This window comes from Archaeoglobus sp., assembly GCF_017656475.1.
In the GTDB taxonomy this organism is placed as follows: Archaea; Halobacteriota; Archaeoglobi; order Archaeoglobales; family Archaeoglobaceae; genus Archaeoglobus.
The window spans coordinates 1-2,200 of the sequence record NZ_JACDNT010000083.1; the positions used below are offsets into that span (position 1 = coordinate 1).

6 protein-coding genes are annotated in these 2,200 nt (G+C 51.2%); all 6 read right to left on the minus strand.

Annotation, left to right across the window (positions count from 1 at the left end; all coding sequences use genetic code 11):
- Positions 1-146: 146 nt before the first annotated feature.
- A complete protein-coding gene (locus H0Z19_RS11845; RefSeq protein WP_290726888.1) occupies positions 147-671 on the minus strand; it encodes a hypothetical protein in 525 nt (174 codons plus the stop codon).
- 91 nt (positions 672-762) lie between these two features.
- Positions 763-999: a hypothetical protein gene (locus tag H0Z19_RS11850; protein WP_290726890.1), complete on the minus strand. Its 237-nt coding sequence runs from the start codon at positions 997-999 to the stop codon at positions 763-765.
- Positions 996-1,256, minus strand: coding sequence for a hypothetical protein (locus tag H0Z19_RS11855; RefSeq protein WP_290726892.1), 261 nt, complete (start codon positions 1,254-1,256; stop codon positions 996-998). Before H0Z19_RS11855 ends, H0Z19_RS11850 begins: the two co-directional genes overlap by 4 nt.
- 45 nt (positions 1,257-1,301) lie before the next feature.
- Positions 1,302-1,562: a hypothetical protein gene (locus H0Z19_RS11860; RefSeq protein WP_290726894.1), complete on the minus strand. Its 261-nt coding sequence runs from the start codon at positions 1,560-1,562 to the stop codon at positions 1,302-1,304.
- A gap of 43 nt (positions 1,563-1,605) precedes the next feature.
- Positions 1,606-1,770 carry a hypothetical protein gene (locus H0Z19_RS11865; protein WP_290726896.1) on the minus strand — a complete coding sequence of 55 codons (165 nt, stop codon included), beginning with the start codon at positions 1,768-1,770 and terminating at the stop codon, positions 1,606-1,608.
- Positions 1,770-2,120, minus strand: a complete 351-nt coding sequence (locus H0Z19_RS11870) for a hypothetical protein (protein WP_290726898.1) — start codon at positions 2,118-2,120, stop codon at positions 1,770-1,772. The genes H0Z19_RS11865 and H0Z19_RS11870 overlap by 1 nt, the downstream gene beginning before the upstream one ends.
- Positions 2,121-2,200: the final 80 nt, after the last annotated feature.

Below are 2,200 nucleotides of genomic sequence, written 5' to 3' on the forward strand. Positions count from 1 at the left end.
GCTCTATCTCCTCGTCGAGTTCCTTCAGCTTGTCCTTGTAGTACCTGTCCACCATCCTGTCAATTATTCGGTACAGGGCATGGACCTGCTGTACAGACACCATTACGCAACACCTCCCATTTCTTTAGAAAATAAAAGAAGAGGGGTCAGGCCTCTATGTTCTCTATCTCAGCTTTGACTTCTTCCTTCTCGCTGCCTGTCTCCTCGGGCTCAGGAGCCCTGTAGAGGACCTCCATGTCGAATATCTTGGTCCCGGCGGGTGGCTTCGTGAACCTTATGTTCCTGCCGCGCCTCTTGAGCCAGAGCATGTAGCTCTCGTAGGCCTGCTTGAAGGCGTTTGCGTAGTCAGGCTCGGTGACCTCAAGCTGTGCGAGGGTCCCCCTGTAGTGGAGCCTTATGCGGTCGTCCTTCTTGATGCCTGACTTCGTTATGAGCCTCACGAAGGTAGTCCAGGTACCGCTGATGCCAAGGCGCTTCCCGTCCTCAGTCTCAAGTATGACGGTCGCCCTCCTGCGGTTCCTCTCCTCGTCCCACTTTGCGTTGACGAAGGTGACCCTCCCCTCAACCGCAATGTCGGGCTGGTCGAACCTCACCCACTCGATCTCCTGCTGCTCCTCGGTGTTCCTCTTTCCTCCGCCGAACACGTCCAGCAAAGTTATGGTCTCCGGCATGGAAACCACCTCCCTTTTTGTTGTCATAATAAGGAGTGCATTTAGGGTATATAAACCTTTTGAAAAATTATTGCAAAAACAAAAAAAGTCATCATTTTTCGATGTCAATCACCTGAATAATGAAAACATTGAAGCGGAGGAGGGGGTTTTTCGATGAGACCGCTGTGAACCTGTCCTCCTCATCCCACTCAACGACGTAGCCCTTCCTCTGGAAGACCTCCTCCACCTTCTTCATGTAGTCGAGCGCTGCATTCCTGTCCTCGAACTTCACCTCCTTGAGCCGGACCCCTCCCTCGTCGTCCTGGATGACCACCACGTAGCTAATCATTCTTTTACCTCCCGTATGCTGTCAATCTTCTTTATCGTCTTGACACACCATGCCTTCACCTCATCGAGGACGGTGTCCATCGCCTCTATGTTAGTCTGCAGGGTTATGAACCGGGCCTTGAACTCGGGCTTGCCCTCAAGCATCTTGAGCTCCGCCTTGCTCCTGAGGTAGTCGCTCAGGAAGACATCGAAGGTCTCCTTCACGGCTCCAAAGCTTGCAATAAAACTTCCCCTCTTAAGGCTGTCGAGGAACCCCATACCTACCACCTCCTTTTTTTTTAGTAGAGGGAGTGCGAAATCAGGTCACCAAACCACCAGGGAGTGTGAAATCAGGTCTTCAAACCAGAAAATAAACTCTAAAGACTCGGTGGGTCTGAGGAGTATAGGCCCAACAGGATAGGCTATGTCTATCAGTATCTCTTCAGCATCATCAAAGGTTTCAGATTCAGGCATCGGGAACTGTTTTATGAACTCTTCAGCTTTGTCTTTATCAAGTGCCTCCCAGTAGACCGGCTCACCGTCTCCATCCAGACACACGTAGGCTTTATAGAACGCAACACCCATGGTACCACCTCCTGAAGCTATCCATACATGCGAAAAAGAAAGCTTAGACGAGACCTTCAATGTCCTCAAGGGGGAGTACTATTATCCTTCCGCTCTCCGTCTCAATCCAGAGCTTTTCTTTGTCGTCCATAACCAGAGGGTTGATTTTGCCGTCACTCTCCTTGTGTCTGAACACCCTCTTTGCCTTCACCTTCACTATCACCTTCATCACCCGTATATTTCGTGGAGGTAGTCGTGAACCATGTCAATCGCTTCCCTCGCGTCAGGGTCGTAGACATGCCATTCGACGTAGTCTTCCCACCAGGCAACCCGGATGGTGTATGAGCCCGTTTCGAGCCAGGTGCCGGGACCGCCCCACCCCAGGCAGACTTCGTAGCTTGTTGTCTCCCAGCCATCGCTGAGGAGCTGCTGGGTCCTGCTGATGTCGAGGATCCTGTCAGTGAACTCTTCAAGCGGGTCTTCATCAAGCTCTCCGTTGTGGTACGCCACAATTCGCTTACCCAGCTTCTTGAGGTCTTCTTCCACCTGCATCGCAATCTCCTTTAAATTGATATTCATTCCCCATCACCTCCGTTTTTAGTTAGATGAAAAAAATGAAAGAACAGAACGGTCGGACCCCGGGCCTCATTTTCATCACC

Coding starts and splice junctions, on each gene's coding strand:
- H0Z19_RS11870 (WP_290726898.1), bottom strand. CDS start 2,120: ATGAATATCAATTTAAAGGAGATTGCGATGCAGGTGGAAGAAGACCTC.
- H0Z19_RS11845 (WP_290726888.1), bottom strand. CDS start 671: ATGCCGGAGACCATAACTTTGCTGGACGTGTTCGGCGGAGGAAAGAGG.
- H0Z19_RS11850 (WP_290726890.1), bottom strand. CDS start 999: ATGATTAGCTACGTGGTGGTCATCCAGGACGACGAGGGAGGGGTCCGG.
- H0Z19_RS11855 (WP_290726892.1), bottom strand. CDS start 1,256: ATGGGGTTCCTCGACAGCCTTAAGAGGGGAAGTTTTATTGCAAGCTTT.
- H0Z19_RS11865 (WP_290726896.1), bottom strand. CDS start 1,770: ATGAAGGTGATAGTGAAGGTGAAGGCAAAGAGGGTGTTCAGACACAAG.
- H0Z19_RS11860 (WP_290726894.1), bottom strand. CDS start 1,562: ATGGGTGTTGCGTTCTATAAAGCCTACGTGTGTCTGGATGGAGACGGT.